This is a genomic window from Butyrivibrio sp. (assembly GCF_017433805.1).
In the GTDB taxonomy this organism is placed as follows: domain Bacteria; phylum Bacillota; class Clostridia; order Lachnospirales; family Lachnospiraceae; genus Butyrivibrio.
In genome coordinates this window covers 24,802-41,306 of the sequence record NZ_JAFRGN010000007.1, presented here as the reverse complement: position 1 = coordinate 41,306, position 16,505 = coordinate 24,802, and the positions used below count along the sequence as shown (strand labels likewise).

Annotated in this window: 11 protein-coding genes; all 11 read left to right on the top strand. The window is 35.6% G+C overall.

What is annotated here, in order from left to right:
* The first annotated feature begins 17 nt into the window (after nt 1–17).
* The 11 genes from asnB (IJI01_RS00705) (at nt 18) to IJI01_RS00655 (ending at nt 16,497) form a co-directional block, all read left to right on the top strand.
* The gene (asnB, locus tag IJI01_RS00705; RefSeq protein WP_292184314.1) at nt 18–1,871 is read left to right on the top strand and encodes an asparagine synthase (glutamine-hydrolyzing); all 1,854 of its coding nucleotides are present in this window, start codon (nt 18–20) and stop codon (nt 1,869–1,871) included.
* Between the two features lie 15 nt (nt 1,872–1,886).
* The gene (locus tag IJI01_RS00700; protein WP_292184312.1) at nt 1,887–3,506 is read left to right on the top strand and encodes a hypothetical protein; all 1,620 of its coding nucleotides are present in this window, start codon (nt 1,887–1,889) and stop codon (nt 3,504–3,506) included.
* Between the two features lie 13 nt (nt 3,507–3,519).
* Nucleotides 3,520–5,421 carry an asparagine synthase (glutamine-hydrolyzing) gene (gene asnB / locus IJI01_RS00695; protein ID WP_292184310.1) on the top strand — a complete coding sequence of 634 codons (1,902 nt, stop codon included), beginning with the start codon at nt 3,520–3,522 and terminating at the stop codon, nt 5,419–5,421.
* A complete protein-coding gene (locus IJI01_RS00690; protein WP_292184307.1) occupies nt 5,406–6,605 on the top strand; it encodes an alginate O-acetyltransferase AlgX-related protein in 1,200 nt (399 codons plus the stop codon). The genes asnB (IJI01_RS00695) and IJI01_RS00690 overlap by 16 nt, the downstream gene beginning before the upstream one ends.
* A complete protein-coding gene (locus IJI01_RS00685) occupies nt 6,602–7,651 on the top strand; it encodes a glycosyltransferase family 2 protein (RefSeq protein ID WP_292184304.1) in 1,050 nt (349 codons plus the stop codon). Before IJI01_RS00690 ends, IJI01_RS00685 begins: the two co-directional genes overlap by 4 nt.
* Before the next feature lie 30 nt (nt 7,652–7,681).
* The gene (locus tag IJI01_RS00680; protein ID WP_292184301.1) at nt 7,682–9,577 is read left to right on the top strand and encodes a polysaccharide deacetylase family protein; all 1,896 of its coding nucleotides are present in this window, start codon (nt 7,682–7,684) and stop codon (nt 9,575–9,577) included.
* Nucleotides 9,578–9,591: 14 nt separating this feature from the next.
* Nucleotides 9,592–11,544, top strand: a complete 1,953-nt coding sequence (locus tag IJI01_RS00675) for a hypothetical protein (protein WP_292184299.1) — start codon at nt 9,592–9,594, stop codon at nt 11,542–11,544.
* A 21-nt stretch (nt 11,545–11,565) separates the two neighbouring features.
* Nucleotides 11,566–13,176 (top strand): ArnT family glycosyltransferase, encoded by a 1,611-nt coding sequence (locus tag IJI01_RS00670; protein WP_292184297.1) that lies wholly within the window; start codon nt 11,566–11,568, stop codon nt 13,174–13,176.
* A 1-nt stretch (nt 13,177) separates the two neighbouring features.
* Nucleotides 13,178–14,287, top strand: a complete 1,110-nt coding sequence (locus IJI01_RS00665) for a glycosyltransferase family 4 protein (RefSeq protein ID WP_292184294.1) — start codon at nt 13,178–13,180, stop codon at nt 14,285–14,287.
* Between the two features lie 80 nt (nt 14,288–14,367).
* The gene (locus tag IJI01_RS00660) at nt 14,368–16,065 is read left to right on the top strand and encodes an ABC transporter ATP-binding protein (RefSeq protein ID WP_292184283.1); all 1,698 of its coding nucleotides are present in this window, start codon (nt 14,368–14,370) and stop codon (nt 16,063–16,065) included.
* Between the two features lie 12 nt (nt 16,066–16,077).
* Entirely contained in the window at nt 16,078–16,497 is a 420-nt protein-coding gene (locus tag IJI01_RS00655; protein WP_292184280.1) for a hypothetical protein, read from the top strand.
* The last annotated feature ends 8 nt before the right edge of the window (nt 16,498–16,505 follow it).

The window sequence follows — 16,505 nt, the reverse complement described above, 5'->3', positions numbered from 1 at the left end:
TTGAGAGGATAACTAAATTGTGTGGAATAGCAGGCTTATGCAATGGTACATATAAATCAATAACAGATATAAAGAATATGACTGAACGAATCAGGCACAGAGGGCCTGATTCATTTGGATATTGGAAAGACCAGAGAAGTTCTGTTGTCTTAGGACACAGAAGATTAGCTATTTTAGATGTATCAGAAGCTGGTTCTCAGCCGATGATTTCTGCTAGTGGTGATTATGTGATTGCATTTAATGGTGAAATTTACAATCACAAGCAACTGGCTGAAAAAATCAGTAATTATAATATTCAGTATAAGAGTACGACTGATACTGAAATATTACTGGAGTCTTTTGACTGTTTGGGAATTGATGAAACGCTAGAAGTAGTTAAAGGAATGTTTGCTATAGCTCTTTATGACAGAAGGAATAAAGAGCTTTTTCTAGTTAGGGATAGAGCGGGAGAAAAGCCATTATATTATGGCTTTATAAATGGTAGATTTACTTTCGCATCTGAATTATCATGTTTCACAGTGCTAGATGATTTTAAACAAGAAATAGATTTTTCAGCTACTGAATTGTTTTTTAGGAGAGGATATATACCTGCGCCATTCTCTATTTATAAGGGAATTAGGAAACTTGAACCAGGACATTATCTTAAAATAAAAGAGCCGTATGATACGATAGAAGATATTACATATTGGTCTTCATATGATAAGTATGTAGAGTGTCAAGAAAACAAGTTCAATGGAAGCATGGATGAAGCGGCTGAAATATTGGAATCTTTACTTAAAGATTCTATAAGCGGGCAAATGATTTCTGATGTACCATTAGGGGCATTTTTATCTGCGGGGATCGACAGCACAACTATTGTTACTTTGATGCAGAAAATATCTTCTCGGCCAATTAGAACATTTACTGTAGGAGTTGATACTCCAGAGTATAATGAGGCGCCTATAGCTGCTCAGACTGCCAAGATTTTGGGTACAAAACACACTGAAAAATATGTTTCTGTTAAAGAACTTAAAGCAGTTATTCCTAGTTTGAGTAAAATATATACAGAACCGTTTGCAGATTCATCACAAATTCCGACGAGTATTATTAGTCAGATAGCAAGAAAAGATGTTACTGTTGTTCTAAGCGGCGACGGGGGAGATGAGCTTTTCTGCGGCTATCCTAGGTATAATGGTTGGGTTACGGATTCTTGGAGCAAACAAAAGAAATTGCCTTTAGGTATACAGCATGCTAGGGCACGAGTAATGATGTTGGCGGGAAAGAGCAAAAATGATCCATATGTTAAAAGGCTTAGGGCAAGTTCTTTGCCTGAATTATATGCGGCTGTTTCTGTTTCCGATACTAGTTTTCTAAAGAATCCTGATAATTACCAAGACTATTATGATTTATTTCCTAGCGATGGGATACTTACTGACCAAGATAGATTGATGGCGATGGATTTCAAGATGTATTTACCGGACGATATTTTAGCTAAGGTAGATAGAGCATCTATGATCTATTCGCTTGAAACAAGAGTGCCTTTTTTGGATAGAGATGTAATAGAATTTGCCTGGAGGCTACCTTTAGAGTATAAGTTTCATAATGGCGTTACCAAAAGAATTCTTAGGGAAATTGTTTATAAATATGTACCAAAGGAACTATTAGAGCGCCCTAAAACTGGCTTCTCGATTCCACTGGACAAGTGGATGAGAGATGGCGAGTTGCGGGAATGGGCTGAGGCGCTGATGAGTCCAGCATCTATAGAGAGCGCTTCGGTTCTTGATACTAATAGTATATTGAAAATGTGGCGTGATTATATAGATGGTGGTAAGTGGAATGAAAGTATTTGGTATGTACTTGTATATTTGGATTGGCTTCATAGAATCAATTGATTGGGGATGTTTTTGATGATAGATAGAGTTTTTGTACGTAATAATAAAAAATGTCTTTCCAAACAACAAAGGATAGGTATTATTGTTGCTTTTGTACAGGTGCTTTTTGTTTTATTTTGGGTATCTAGGCAAGGCAGTTTATACTGGGATACTTTTTATAGTTTTGAGAAAACTCATTATATTACTGAGACAGTATATGGCAATCACTATATTAATGATGACAAAGAGTATAGTATCAATCAGTGGCTTGGTGCTGGATATGTGCAATATACTTTGTTTGTAGATAGAAGAGAATCAGTTTTTTTTGCTGAACTGCCATTCTTGGTTAAAACATTCCTTAAAGATCCGTATTTTGTACTTCTAAATGCTGTACAGGCTGTATTCTCGCCGAGGCAAGTATCAAGATGGCCAGGAATATGGTTGAATATATGTTCATTAGTTATTTCACAATTTGCACTTTGGAATGTAGTGAAGAAGATAACAAAGGATGATAATAAAGCATTATTGGCTATAATTATGTATGGATTCAGTGGAATGGCATTCTCTATGGCTTCATATGTGAGATTTTATAGCTTTTCTACTATGCTTTTAATGCTGTTTGTGTTTTTTCATGTTGTTTTGTGGGAAGTACGAATAGAAAACTGGTTCTGTAGATTATTATGTGAGTTGGTGGCATTATTGTGTGCGTATTTGTCTATGAGATCAACTCAACTTACGTTGTTCTTTTATTCAATATTTATTGTCATTTATGGCACAGCTTTACTTTTTCAAAAACAAATTAAGAACTTTATTCTTTATGTACTGCCTATGTTGTGTGGTGGAGGGACGTATATATATAAGAATGCATTTTATTTAGATATGTTAACTAACCCATCCGAAGCTGTAGATACGGTGATTGGACCAGCAAGATGGGTTATGGATAGTTATCTTTCTTTGTCACCATCAGAGTTTATCAATAGACTGGCGCATACATTTTTGTATATGGGTAAGTATGGATTTGGCTTTTGGCCAGTTTTCCTTTTATTTATTATTATTTTTATATATACAATGATCAAAACAAACGGAAAACTTTTTTATGGAACCATGGAGAAAGTTATCTTTACTACATTTGTTCTATTTATGGTTGTTGCTACATGTTTTAATTTCTATGTGCAGACAAGGTACACCTCCTATATATACCCTATTCTTGCACTGATTAGTGCTAGTACTTTGGTAGCATTTATTAACATTACTAATAAATCAGTATATTCTAAGATTATAGTTGGATTTATCGTGGCGTCTATCGTTTATTCTTCGGTTAGTGGACTCAGAGTAGATTTCGTTTTTGCTAAGGATAAAGAACCATTACAGAATGTTAGGGAGTCTGGAATAGAAGATGTCGTTGCTATTCAACAGGATATTCATAATCTAGATGCAGAGATAATATATGAAGCAGCCTATAATTTGTCTGCAGACGCTCGTATTATGCCACTGATGTATACGGATATAGATGAGATTTGCCCAAGCCTTCCAGATGCTATTTTGCTAGTTAATAGATTGGACTTTGACCAAACCAAAGAGTTTGAACGAAATGGATATGAGATAGAATGGCAGGAAGAGACATACTGCTATAGATATTGTTATATGAAACGATGAAAGAGAGTTAGATATGTGTGGCATATCAGGAATTGTTATAAAAGAGCGTGCTAGACAATATAAGAATGAATTATACAATATGCGCGAGTCTATTCGCTATAGAGGGCCGGATGAAGAAGGTGAGTATTATTTTGATAATTGTGCACTTGGCCATGTGAGATTAAGCATAATTGATATAAAAAATGGTCAGCAGCCAATGTTAAATAATAGGAATAAAACGGCTGTTGTTTTTAATGGAGAGATATACGGATATAGAGATATCATAATTAAAGAGGATCTTACTAATAGAGTTTCCACTAGTTGTGATACAGAAGTGTTGTTGGCTCTATATGAAAAATATGGAACTGATATGATGAAGAAAGTCCCTGGAATGTTTGCATTTGCAATTTGGGATGATCTTAATCAGCGTTTGTTCTGCGCAAGAGATAGATTTGGCGAGAAGCCATTTTATTATGCATTCGGAAGAAATGGAGAATTCATATTTGCATCTGAGATAAAGGCAATACTGGCAACAGGACTGGTGGAACCGGTATTGGACAAGAACGTTCTTGGATCATATTTAAAACGTTCGTACGTGTATCCTACGAAGACGATATATAAAAATGTATTTGCTTTACCACCTGCTCATCAATTGATATTTGATTTAGAGGGTGAGGCTAATATATCAAGGTATTGGGATTTACCTCAAACGAACAAGTTAATAACAGAGGAAGAGGCAGTTGAAGAATTTACAAGGCTTTTTCATAAGGCAGTAAGGAATCAGCTTGTTGCAGATGTTCCTCTAGGAGCTTTTTTAAGCGGTGGACTTGATAGCGGCACAGTGGTTTCTGTAGCATCGGAATATAAGCCTAATCTTACAACGATTTCTTTTGCATTTGAAAATGGTGTGGATGAATCCAAATATGCGGAGGGAATGGCCAAGAAATATGGTACTAACCACATCACTTTACATAGTGGAGACTATAATATAGCTGATTTGCTCAATAAGATGAATGTCTTATTTGATGAGCCGCTAGCTGATCCCGCTACAGTTCCGGCATATTTGATATCCAAGGCTGCAAGAGATAACGTCAAAGTAGTATTAACTGGCGATGCTGGTGATGAACTGCTTGGAGGATATAGTTATGCATATAGGACTATGGCGTATGCCCTCAAATATCAGCAGAGTGCTATACCTTTGGGATTGAGAGAATTCTTATTACATGTGATAGAACACTTTGACTATAGGAGTATGAAAGCTCTAGAGAAAAAAGGAAGATATGACTCACTTACCGATATAAGAAGGCGTGATAATTCTTTGAAGCACAATGCAGCTAAAAATGCCAAGCTGGATCTCTCTGATATTATAGATTTTTACCGCAATAGTAATAGGATAATGGATGAAGACATGCTTGGCAAACTTGGAATACTACCATTTGATGAAAGCTATTTTATTAGTGATCAGTATCTGACAGGAAATCAATTGGATAATTTATTGAGATACGATATAGTTGGGTATTTGCCAGGGAATGGATTCCTCAAGACAGATAGGACAACTATGGCAGTTTCTCTTGAGAGTAGAACACCTTTTTGCGACTATGAACTTGCAGATTTTTGTATTTCATTACCGTTTGAATATAAGGTAAAAGGTAATATAGATAAATATATTCTCAGGAAAGCTTTTTCTGATAAGTGGACAGATGAAATTAAACATAACGTCAAGAATGGTTTTTCGCCGCCAATGGGTGAGTGGCTGAAAGACAGGGAAATAGTTGCTATGACTGGAGATTTACTCAGAAATCCAAATGGAAAAGTTTTCTCTGTCATAGATTATAATGGCACCCAACAAATATTAGATGGTGCAGAAGGTTGGCCAAAGTGGGAACTATTGATATTGGCTTTATGGATAGAAACGCATAAATGCTATGTGGAATAAGAAAAGGATTTTTTGGAACAGTGATAAATAGGAAACATTCTAATTATCTGTACATAGTTGTGCTTGGTTTAGCTATATTTGGACTAGGTGTTCCGAGTTTTGGGAAATTACTAAATTATTATATTAACGATGTAGTCAGTTACAATGAGTGGACGCCAGAACTTGGTAATGAGTTTGAAACTAATATAGCCAGCACCTTTTATAAGAAGATGTGGTTTGTCAATGTCAATGGAGCTATTAGAAATGTATTGAATCAGCCAGAAATGAATGGAGTTATAAAGCTCAATAATGGCTACTTATTATCACCTATGGATAAGTGTTCAGATGAAAAGATAAATGAGTGTGTTGATAATACAGCAACATTTAATGAGTATCTTCAAGAAAAAGGTATACAACTTGTTTATGCAGCAACGCCTTATACGTGTAGTAAATATGATGATGAGTTGCCAAAGGGAATAGAGGATTATGGTAATTCTAATGTAGATAGATTGGTATCAGGTATGCGAGAGGCAGGGATAGATACTATCGATTTCAGAGAAGAGATGCATGATGATGACACTGATCAGTATGATATGATGTATAGGACAGATCATCATTGGACTACAGAGGCAGGATTCTATGCCTATGGTATATTGGAGGATTATATTCAGGATAAGACTGGCTGTGATGTTGATAGAAGAATATCAGATATCAGCAATTATACGGTTACAAGGTACAATAAATGGCATTTGGGATCTAATGGCCAGAGGACTGGAATATATTATGCAGGAATTGATGATTTCGATCTTATTTTGCCAGATTTTAATACAAGACTACAGGATGCAAATGGTAATGTAGGTACTATGCAGGAAATGATGATCAATACAGGTCCGCTGAAGGTTAAAGACTACACATCCAGATATACTTATGATTTTGTATTAGGGAAAACATTAGGACAATATGTGAATCTTGAGGCTAGCAATAATGTGAAGCTTTTGGTTATTACAGATTCTTTTGGAAAGGCAGTTAGTCAGTATCTGGCATTAGGTTTCAAGGAAATATACTGTGTTGATAATGATGAGGTATCAGGTGTTACTCCTGAGTTCATAGAGTCTTATGATCCAGATATAGTGATAATGCTATACTATCCGGGAAAAATTAAAGATGATAGTGTAGCATACTCTTTTAATGGGTTTGATAATTGAAAGAAGGATGGTTAGTATTGAAGGAAGGGCTTTTTAGTATTATTGTTCCGTGCTATAACGTAGAGAAATATGTCAGGCACTGTGTACAAAAGCTTCAGGAGCAGGAGTACACAAACTTTGAAGTTATTCTTGTTGATGATGGTTCAACTGATGGCACATATGAAGAATGCCTTCAGTTGAAACGTGAATACGATAATATAACTGTTGCTTGTCATCTTGAAGATACTAGTAATAAACGTGTTAATCTTGGAGTGGAGGCAACCAGAAATAAGGGACTGGATATTGCTAATGGAGAGTATGTCTTTTTTTTGGATGCAGATGACAGTATTGATAACACAACATTAAAACTTGCCAAAAAAGTATTTGATAATTATGAAAATGTTGATTTCATTTTGACTGGTTTTTGCTATAGCCTAAGCGATATTGGTAAGGAGTACAGGGTTCTAGCTGATTTAAACGAAAGGCTGTATGAATGTAGAGAACTGATCGAGAATTTTCATACCAGATTACCTATGAATATCGTTTCTTGTATGGGCACTAAGATTTATAGAAGGCAGTTTTTAGAAGAATATAAGATAAGGTTTGATAGGAAATATAGATTTAATGAAGACGGAGCATTTGCACTCGATGCATTTATGAATGCCCAGTGGATTTATTATATTAATAAGCCATTATATTATTACTATCAGCGAACAGGCAGTACTACTTATTCCTATAGAGAGAATGCATTTGTTACTGTAAGTAACAGAATTGATCTGGAAGAATCTCTATACAAACAAAATGGAATATCCGATTCAAAAAAGTTTTTTATTATAGATCAGAGAACTGAACTGATAATAGGACTGCTGCGAGAAGAGGCTATTTTTAAAGGCTGGAAGTCATTTTGCAAGTTGTTTAGAGATTTTTACAAGATAGAACAAATTAGGAATGAATGTAGAGAAGTTCTTAATTGCGAAAAAGGAATAAAGCGTAGAGTAAGACTTGCTTTCTTTTTATACTATTTCAGATCATTATTATTCATTTATTATAAAACTGTCAGATACTAATTGAAGTTAAAGTGGGAATAATTATTTTATATGGGATATAGTAGCAAACCAGCAATAGTTCTGGTTGGATACAATAGAATAGACTGTATTTCAAGACTTCTTGATAGTGTTAATGAAGCATACTATCCTTCTGAAGATATACATCTTATTGTTAGTCTGGACAGATCTGATGTGACAAGCGACATAATTAAGCAGGTTAAGAGAATTGGATTTTGCCATGGAACTATGGATATCAGAACGTATCCCAAGCGGCTTGGACTAAAAGATCACATTTTAAAATGTGGAGATATGACAGAAGAGTTCGGAGCAGTGATAATATTAGAAGATGACCTAGTTGTAGCCAGATCATTCTATGAGTATGTATGTAAGGCTCTGGATTATTATCATGACGAGGATGCTATTGCTGGAATATCTTTGTACAGTCACGCATGGAATGGCTATTCCAATTATCAGTTTTTGCCCCAGAAAAACCAATATGATACTTATCTTGGACAGTTCTCTATTACTTGGGGACAGTGTTGGACCAGAGAGCATTGGAAGCGTTTCAGGGCTTGGTACATGGAACATCAGAAATTTGTAGTGCCTAATTATAATGTACCAGAGCAGATTGAGTACTTTGGAGATCAGTCCTGGGGAAGATACTATGCATGCTATGTGGTTGATACTGATAGGTATTATGTAATTCCTTACACATCGCTTTCTACGAATTATTCTGAAGCAGGAGTTCATGGCGCGGCAATGAATACTGCTCATCAGGTAATGTTGTTATATGCTGATAGAGATTATGAGTATAGATTTGCTCCGATGGATAAGGCTATCAAGTATGATATGTTCTTTGAAAGAGTATTACGTAATACTATTATAGCCGGAATAAACTCTAATGATATTTGTTTTGATCTCAATGCACAGCATAGACAAGTTAATGGCTTTAAATATGTTCTGACGATGGAACATCATGATGAGCTTGAACTTGTAGCATCATATGCAGTTATGCTACGGCCTATAGAAGAAAATGTGATAAAAGGAATTGACGGAGATGATATCTTTTTATATAAGCTGCCATATGATGGTTATGAACTAATACGAGATGTTGAGAATCATACAAGGATTCATTATGAGCTTTATAATCATTGGAAAGAAAGACTATTACCTTATTCAAAAGAAGAATATAGAAAATCCTATTTAGTAAAAGTTGAAAAAAGGATTAATCGTGTAAAAGATAAGATTGCTCATAAACAGAGTGAAATGGTAAATGCCAGAATAGAGAGAAGAAACTCTCAAAAACCTCGGTTTACTAATGGGCATGTGCTCATGTTTCATGATATTTCGGACATGGGGGGAGAACTTACAATCAGTCTGGAGAGATTCGAGGAAATACTAGATGTACATAAGAAAAAAGGGTATTCTTTTATTTCACTTGATGATTTGGAAAATGTGGATGATTTTGAGCAAAAATGTATTGTTACATTTGATGATGGATATAAGAGTACGCTTGATTGCGTGCCATACTTAAATGATAATAATATACCTTTTTGTGTATATGTGATTCCTTCCAAGATTGGAGATGCTGGATATCTTTCAGAGGAGGATTTGAAGATGCTTTCTGCTAATACTCTTTGTACGATAGGAAATCACACAATGAATCATATTATGGCAAGGAAGAGTGATAAAAAGAAGCTTGAACAGGAAGTAAGGAAAGCTAATGTTTATTTGGAGAATATAACCGGAAAGAAAGTTGTACATTTTGCTTTTCCTTATGGCTCACCGTATGCTGTTACTGCTGGAAATATTAAGTTAATTAGCAAACTGAGTCTTTTTAAGACGATTGCACTTACTTTACAAGAGGATTTAAAAGCGTCCAGAACAAAGCCTATGATTATTGGCAGATATGACGCAACTAGAGATGACATTCTAGATATTTTATAAAATATAGGAGAAATATGGCCTTTTTAGTGGTGTTGCCGATTGCTGGAGCCATAGCAGTGGCATATAACAAAAGAATTGAAGAGGGAATTCCGGTAGCTATGTTTATAGCTACCTTTTTGGCATATTCATGCGGGATTTTAGACATCTTGGCATACTCTACTATACTAGTTGGAGGTCTGGCTATTATAAGCTGCATTTTTACGGTATATTTTGTGTCAAAAAAGCAGTCATTCAAGGATATGCTGACATTTGGAGGTGTTTCTTATCTTATACTTGGCATATATTATGGCCTTGTTTGTAAAGGGAGAATGTTGGCTGAACAGGATGATCTTATGGCCTATGGCAAGTATGTCTCTGATTTCTATCATGTGGGTAAGATATACAGATATGATTACATCCCTGGAATGATGATGTGGGAATACTTGTCAGAGAAATTCTGGAGAGTTTTTTCTGAAAGCGTTTTGTTTTGGGCAGTTGCTATGATTTGTGTAGCGATGATGTTGGCTATATTTTCTTATAGAGACAAGAAAAGTAAATGGCACTATGTTTTTATCATGTTATTTATAGTTCTATTGCCTCTTATGACCTTGAAGCGTGACGTGTATTTTGTGTTGCAAAGTGACTTTGTGATGGGAGTAACAGTTGCATATATACTATGCATGTATCACAAAGCAAAGGAATATGGAGATAGGTATTACTACGTTGCTGTTTGTATGGCGCTTGGCTTTTTGACGATAACCAAATCTACAGGCATTTTTCTCGCAGGAATATCTGTGCTACTGCTAGTAGGGATGGATATAATCAATGAACATGAGAAGATCTCGCTACATAGACTGAGATTTTTACTTGCATGTTTGTTAGTTATTGTTGCTTTTAGATTGCCATGGGAGATATTTGTAAGTTCTCATGATGGGAAAGATAAATTTGAAGGCGCTATTTTACTATTGTGGCAGATGATTGCGAGTCGTGCGTATTTAATTCCTGTCGGAGCATTGGTGATAGTAGCTGCATTGTTCGTAGTGAAGATAATTGCCGAAAAAGGAATGTTTCGTGAGTATTGTGCGTTGTTGTTAGCAGGAGCTTTTTCTGTATTTGTAGCAGCATATTTTATTATGCCTTCAGAAATACGGGGGGATGCCATAAGAAACTTTGCGAATGTTATTTTTTCTACTAGCGCTCCAAATAGAGATTTTGGATTTGGGTATAGGTTCTATGTTCCATATGCTTTTCTTATTGTTGTCCTTGTATTTGTTTGGAAACTGATAAAGACTACTAATGGAACTGTGAATACGATTAGTAACAAAATGGTTTTATCAGTGCACGCAGGATTTGCACTTTTTGCGTCATTTGTTTTTATGTCTGGCTACTTTGCTAGAAGTGAAGGACAGGCAGCAAGGGCTAAGGAGGCAGAGAGATACTTATATGCATATATTGTTGTTTACCTTATAGTGTTCATGTTTCTATATTTGAAATACTCAGATTTCAGAATGAGTATTTATAGAATAGTTGCTGCGTTTGTGGTGGCGGTCGCACTTCTTATAGGTAATGTTTCGGGGGTGTGGACTCAGATTTTTGCTGAAGATAATTTTTATAATTTTGATGGACTTAACTTCGTGTATATAGATCAGTTTAGCAAATTCTTTTTGATAGATCAGAGAAGGGAATCTGATTATTCGAGGTTTAATTTCAGAGTATCTCCTGGTACAATGCAGAATTACTATTTTAGTGATATGACAGTTGATGGTGAATGGCTTGGAGATGATAGCGAAGAGAGATATTTGACTGTTGAAGAATGGGCAGGGCTTTTGAGCCAGTGTACAAATGTGTATATTGCTAACACGAATGAAGAATTTAAGGATATGTATGGAAGTCTGTTTGCTGATGAAATTATAGATGGACGAATATATGGCGTTGGTTATAATGACCAGGGAGAAATTGAACTTAGGTTAAAGGCTTTGGCTGATTAAAATGTAAGGGATTATAGGATCGTGAGTAAGAAAGCAAAATCTGAATATAAACTGGATAGGATAGATTTTGTAGTGTTGTTTGTTAGTCTGTTAATAGGTGCTATTTTGCGTCTCATAGGATTTGACTGGGGAAGAGAATCAATATATCAGCCAGATGAAATATGGATGGTTGCTCCAGCAATTGCTATGGCTTCAAGCAAAAGGCTTATTTGGGATACTTTTTATTATCCTGCGCAGTCTTTTTCCAAGATACAAGCGTTGGTTTTGATGATATATTCTAATGCTTCTGGACATGAGATATCATATCGTTCTGTGCAGGAATACTGGATATGTAGGATAATCACAGCTGTTGCAGGAGTTGTTACAATATATGTGATTTTTCTTATTGGCAATAAACTAAAAAGCAGACTAGGGACAATCAGTGCACTGCTTCTTTCGGTATCACCGCATATGGTATGCCTTGCTAAGCAGGATACAGGTGATGTTGCTTCACTTTTTTTTGCCTCATTAACAATGCTATTAGCGCTCAAATATACAGAAGCCAGACTATATAGATATCTTGTGCTCATGTCGCTGACATCTTCTATGGCTATAATGGAGAAATGGCATGGCGGGGCATGTTACGGTATGGTAGCTTTTATAATCTTGTTTTACTCTAAGTCGGTCAAGGATTTTTTATTCAGAGAAGTCATTGCATTGTTGAGTTTTTTAGCCGGAATTGTGGCTATTGCCCCCAATATTGTGCCAAATTTTAGAACTGCCATTATTGATGGCTTTTTGGGAGTGGCTGTATATGATGGGGGTCAGGGTGCTGGATGGTTGAATAATCTTCGAGCATATTTAAATTACGGCTACATACATATCGGAGGGATAGTCTTAATTGCGCTGATAATAATTGGATTATTAGTTGTATTAGCGGAAAGAGACAAAAGATATACTATTCTTTTATTAGCTGTCATCAAAGTGGTGATTCTATGTATGATGAATAGAACATTTCCTAGATGGGCTCTGGAACTGTATTTTGCGGAAATTATACTTATGGCTGCTGGAATTCTATGGATGTGGAATATGCGTTCAAAGTTGATCAAAGTAATTACTCTTGCACTTACAGTAATTACTATAAGTGAATCAATAAGTGCCTCAGCTGTGGTATGTGCATCGGCATATTATAGGAATCAAGATGTTAGAGCGCAGCAGGAGGACTATTGTCTGCAAAATGGTATATCAAATGAGAAAACTAAGTCAATGTATTATTCTGCTTTTTGTCCTGGAGGAATCAGAAGCACAGGTGATGGTAATATGACATCCCAGGACTTAAGCGACATATTAACTGTTGATGAAAGTGGAAAGGTGTATAAAATAGAAGAATACGATTATGTAGCCTATTCTACCAGATATGAAAAACCAGAACTAATAAATACACTTGATGATATGAATTTATGCGTTTGGACTGGAGAGGCTGAATATCCGGATGTCTTTGGTATACCATTTTGGAATGGTGATTCTAGCTATAATGATTTTGAGATGGTTGTAAACAATGCGTCGGCAGTATTAGACATTATGAATGGGGCTAGTATAGGAGCGTATGATATATATTTGTATAATATATCAGATATCTCGTTAATCAATTGAAATGAAAAAAAGAGTTGCTTATATAGCCAGAGCATCAGTTCCATCTGGCTCAACAAACAGCATACATGTGGCGAAAATAGCAGATGCCTTTGCATCAATTTCTGAGGACTTTATTCTTATTGTTCATGGAGGAGATGCAGAGGCTACTTTGCGTGAAATATATGGAGTTAGAAATGATTTTCCTGTGTATAGGATAAAACCGGGTAGAAACAGTAGGATAGGACAGATTATATGGGCTATGAAGGCTGTGAATAAGGCTGGGAATAATGGATGTAATATTATTGTGACTAGAGACCCTTTTACAGCACTGATTGCCGTTATAAGAGGAATAGATGCAGTTCTTGACCTTCATGGAGATATAAAGCATTTGACTGGAAGATTTTATAGAATGCTGAGCTGGAAATGGTTTGTAGACAATAGTAGATTTCATCTGGTTACTATATCTCAGGGACTTAAAGACTATTATATTGAGAACTATGACTTGAATGACGATAGAATAACAGTCCTTGCAGACGGTGCAGATTTGGACGATTTTATGCCATTTGCAGGTAAAGAGCTTATAGTAAATAAAGATAGCCTACATATAGGATATTTTGGTAAAATATTAGTTGGCAAGGGCATAGAATTGGTCAGAAGAGTAGCTATTGCTGATGGAAATGATATATTTGATATTTATGGTGGAACATTAGAAGAAGCAATAAAAGAAACGGGACATGAATTTCCGTCTAATGTCATATTTCATGGAAGAGTAAATAATAAGGATATTCCTGCCATTATGTGTGATATGGACGTTCTTATACTGCCCAATCAGGACAAGCTGATGAATATGGGAGAAGACATAGGAAGATTTACATCTCCGCTTAAGCTGTTTGAGTATATGGCAAGTGGTAGATGTATTATCGCTTCTGATCTGCCAGTAATCAGAGAAGTACTGAGCGAAGCAAATGCCTATTTGGCTAATGCTAATGATGAAAATGAGTGGGTTAAGTGTATTGATGATATTAGATTTCATAGTGATGCGGCGGCTAAAAGAGCTATGCAGGCCAAATTAGATGTACAGAAGTATTCGTGGAAAGCTCGTGCAAATGCTATGTTGGAATTGGTAAAGTAATAAAACGGGAGTTTTGTTGGAGATAGTTTGTAATGAATGTTATAAAGAAAATAAATTATATTTTTAATAGAAAACAGAAAATGGAGTTGGGAGTAAATATCGTTCTGGCGCTGATAGCAGGATTGTTTGAGTTGCTAGGCGTATCAGCGCTGATTCCATTGGTTAATATAATACTTGATTCTTCTGCTATTGAGACGAACAAGTATTATAGTTTGTTTGCAGATGTTTTTAATGCGCATACTCTTACAAAATTTATCGTGCTTTTTTCAGTTTTTCTGATTGTTCTTTATGTGATAAAGAATCTCTATTTGATACAACGATATAAGATTCAGTTGGATTTTATATATAATAATCGCAAAAAGCTTTCTTATAAGCTTATGACAACATATCTTGATCAGGATTATCTATTTCATGTTAATCACAATCCTATAGATCTCCAGAGAAATGTTCATAATGACGTCGGGAATTTTATGGCAGTTATTTCTGCTGTAGTTAGCATAGTTGTAGAAATATTTACCTGCATATGTATGATGGGATTCCTGCTTGTCAATGATGTGGTTACAACAATACTGATTGGCCTTATTTTTGGTGTTTCTTTTGTAATAATCTATAAAATAAATAAAAAGAAGCAGATAGAGGCTGGAGAACAGGAACGTTTATCTTATGCTGAGATGAATAAGTGGATATTACAGTCTTTTGGAGGAATAAAAGAGCTTAAGGTTCTTGGAATGGAGAAGTTCTTTTTGGATAACTTCAGCAGATCTTTTGATGAAAATGCTGATGCTAATAAGAGATATAAGTTATATTTGTATAGACCTAAATATATTACTGAGATGCTAGCTATGACTGCGTTACTTCTGACAATCTCAATCAGAATGCTGATGGGTGTTAATCTTATGGAGTTTGCCACAACACTCACGGCGTTTGCATTGGCTGCTATGAAGATGCTTCCTAGTTTTAACAGAATCACGGAATACACAGGAAATGTATTATATGGAAAAGCATCTGTAGATGCGGTATATGATGATCTTCGACAGATTGAGGCATTTAAGAGTGGTAGTGGTGCAGATAAATCGGCTGTAGAGAGGATGAACTTTCAAGATTCTATTGAGGTTCATAATGTTTCATTTAAATATCCAGAGGGTGTAAAGAGTATTTTTGAAAATGCCAATATTAGCATTGGTAAGAACAAGTCTGTTGCTTTTGTTGGAAAGTCTGGAGCAGGAAAAACAACTCTTGCTGATATAATGCTGGGACTATTAAAACCATATGAAGGTACAGTTACAGTTGATGGAAGAGACATTTTTGAAAATGAAGATTCCTGGCACAAGGCTGTTGGTTATATTCCGCAGAATATTTATCTGATAGATGACACTATTAGAGCAAATGTATCTTTCGATAATAGCAGGTCTAATGATGACAAGATATGGGAAGCTTTAAGAGAAGCGAGACTGGAGGATTATGTGAAGGGGCTTCCAGATGGTCTTGATACTGTAGTAGGTGATAGAGGAGTTAAGTTGTCTGGTGGACAGCGACAGAGAGTAGGTATTGCCAGAGCTCTTTACACTAAGCCTTCAGTTCTTTTCCTGGATGAAGCTACTTCAGCGTTGGATACAGAAACCGAAAATGCGGTTATGGAGTCTATTAATTATCTGCAGGGTAAAACGACGCTAGTTATTATAGCTCACAGACTTTCAACAATTCGAAACTGTGATTATATTTATGAAGTTGCTGACGGTAAGATTGAATTAAAAAATAAACAGGATTTGTTTAAGTAAGGTGAAAACTAAATGATTGGATATATAGTGTTAGGTAGCCTGGTTGCTTTATCGGTGACAATTGGGATTAAAGCTTATAGCTCTACTCATTATAAGCTTGAGATAGAGAGAGAGGAGCATGATAAATATCTTAGGCTTTTTAAGTTCATGGGCAATTGGATGGTAGCAGAAGAGCGTGGACAATCTATAATCAGCTCTATTACGAAGTTGGATGGAGAAATTTGCATTTTTGGTGATAATCCAATTTCAGCTGTGCTTAGATCCAAACTTGATAAAGCAAGCGTTGAGTATAAGTTTGTGACTGAAATGGGAAACTGTACTGAATCTGAGGTAGTAATAGTAACCGATATTTCTCAATATGAGTTAATTCAAGGCAAGCTGAATGATTTAGGAGTGAAGAGCATATCTGTTGAGGATTTGTTTTACAGATAGAGGATATA

Excerpts from the sequence above, each read along its gene's own strand:
- IJI01_RS00700 (WP_292184312.1), top strand. The coding sequence starts at position 1,887 with ATGATAGATAGAGTTTTTGTACGTAATAATAAAAAATGTCTTTCCAAA.
- IJI01_RS00655 (WP_292184280.1), top strand. The coding sequence starts at position 16,078 with ATGATTGGATATATAGTGTTAGGTAGCCTGGTTGCTTTATCGGTGACA.
- IJI01_RS00680 (WP_292184301.1), top strand. The coding sequence starts at position 7,682 with ATGGGATATAGTAGCAAACCAGCAATAGTTCTGGTTGGATACAATAGA.
- asnB (WP_292184310.1), top strand. The coding sequence starts at position 3,520 with ATGTGTGGCATATCAGGAATTGTTATAAAAGAGCGTGCTAGACAATAT.
- IJI01_RS00675 (WP_292184299.1), top strand. The coding sequence starts at position 9,592 with ATGGCCTTTTTAGTGGTGTTGCCGATTGCTGGAGCCATAGCAGTGGCA.
- IJI01_RS00665 (WP_292184294.1), top strand. The coding sequence starts at position 13,178 with ATGAAAAAAAGAGTTGCTTATATAGCCAGAGCATCAGTTCCATCTGGC.
- IJI01_RS00690 (WP_292184307.1), top strand. The coding sequence starts at position 5,406 with ATGCTATGTGGAATAAGAAAAGGATTTTTTGGAACAGTGATAAATAGG.
- IJI01_RS00660 (WP_292184283.1), top strand. The coding sequence starts at position 14,368 with ATGGAGTTGGGAGTAAATATCGTTCTGGCGCTGATAGCAGGATTGTTT.